Source organism: Rhodopseudomonas sp. BR0C11 (genome assembly GCF_010820945.1).
Classification (GTDB): Bacteria; Pseudomonadota; Alphaproteobacteria; order Rhizobiales; family Xanthobacteraceae; genus Rhodopseudomonas; species Rhodopseudomonas palustris_H.
In genome coordinates, this window is sequence record NZ_QTKI01000666.1 from 1 (window position 1) to 1,548 (window position 1,548).

1 protein-coding gene and 2 pseudogenes are annotated in these 1,548 nt (G+C 65.1%); 2 read left to right on the top strand and 1 reads right to left on the bottom strand.

Features of this window, described 5'->3' with window-relative positions:
- Positions 1-320: pseudogene (locus DYI24_RS26375) on the top strand (carbon-nitrogen hydrolase family protein); the annotation flags it as partial.
- 78 nt (positions 321-398) lie between these two features.
- Complete coding sequence (locus DYI24_RS26380) at positions 399-1,346, top strand: LysR family transcriptional regulator (RefSeq protein WP_164574409.1); 948 nt, start codon at positions 399-401, stop codon at positions 1,344-1,346.
- Positions 1,347-1,352: 6 nt separating this feature from the next.
- Here DYI24_RS26380 and DYI24_RS26385 read toward each other — a convergent pair.
- Positions 1,353-1,548 (bottom strand): annotated as a pseudogene (locus DYI24_RS26385) (lytic transglycosylase domain-containing protein); the annotation flags it as partial.

Genomic DNA, 1,548 nt, shown 5'->3' on the forward strand with positions numbered 1-1,548 from the left:
ACATCATCCTGTGGCCGGCGGCGCTGCGCGAGCCGTTCGAACGCGAACTGCTCGCCGTGCCGCGCGCCGAGGACAATCGGGTCGCGGTCGTGCTCGCCAACCGGGTCGACAGCCCCTACCCCGGCGGCAGCGTGGTGATCCCGCCGACCGGCTTCCCGCAGTGGGACATCAACATCGCGGCGCCGCGCGTCATGAAGCTCGGCGCGGTGATGCCCAAGCACATCGATCTGGCGGTCTGCCGGCAGAAGATGATGATCCCGAAGGTGGACATGTTTGCAAACCGGCTGGTGGAGACGTACGCTCCCATCGTCGCGGCGTAGTCCCGTTCGGTGGCTGTCCGGACACAAGCGGAAGGTCGGCGCATCGGCGCCGGCCGTGCCGGGGAGACCGCAGCAGGCGTGGCGAAGACTCAGCGCACCATCAGGTACGACTGGAACGACGTCGTCTATTTCCTCGAAGTGGCGCGGCAGCGCAGTCTGGTCCGCGCCGCCGCCAAGCTGAAGGTCGACCACACCACCGTCAGCCGCCGCGTCCGCGAGCTGGAGCGCAGCCTCAATTCGACGCTGTTCAAGCGCAGCAAGTCGGGCTTCACGCTGACCGAGATCGGGATGCGGCTGCTGCAATATGCCGAGGGCATGGAAAGCCAGGCCAACTCGATCGTCGAGGCGATCGGGACCGACACCGCCGATGCCGGCGGTGCGGTGCGGATCGCCGCGATGGAAGGGATCGGCAGCTTTTATCTCACGCGCTGCATCGCCGACTTCAACCGGATCTACCCGTCGATCCAGATCGAACTGATCACCGACACGCGGCTGCTCGACCTCAGCCGGCGCGAGGCGGATATTTTCGTCAGCTTCTTCCGGCCGCACGGAAAGCGACTGTCGATCAAGAAAGTCGGCGAATTCCGGATCTCGCTATACGCGACGGATGCGTATTTCGGAGGCCGAAGCCCGCCCACGACTGTGAAGGACCTGGAAACCCACGCCTTCATCGATTTCATCGAGGACTACATCTACAGCAAGGAAAACCGCTGGCTGTCCGACGTGCTGCGGCCGCCGCATACGATCTTCCGCAGCACCAGCCTGGTGGCGCAGTCGATCGCCGTGTCGGCCGGCCAAGGGATCGCAATGCTTCCGTCCTACGTGGCGTCCGGCAATACCGAGCTATTTCCGGTGATGCCCGAGCTGTTCACCACGCGCGACATCTGGCTGTCGGTCCACGAAGACCTGCTTCACGTCGCGCGGATCAAGGCGGTCACGACGTTTCTGGAAAAGCGGATCGAGGCCGACAAGGCGTTCCTGAACTCGGTGCAAAATCAGCGCAGTCGCCGCAAGCGGAGCGGCTGAACTAGCTCAGCTCGCGAACGTGCCGTTGCGGTCGCTGAACAGATCGAGCGGAGTCGGCGTGCGGACTTCGGGAGTACGCGGCAGGTCCGGCAGCGCGGTCTGTGACGGCATCGTCGCCTGTGACGGCATGGCCGTCTGCGACGGCGAGGTCCACAGCGATTGCACCGCGGGCGATACAGGTTCGGCGCGGTCGCCGCCGAGG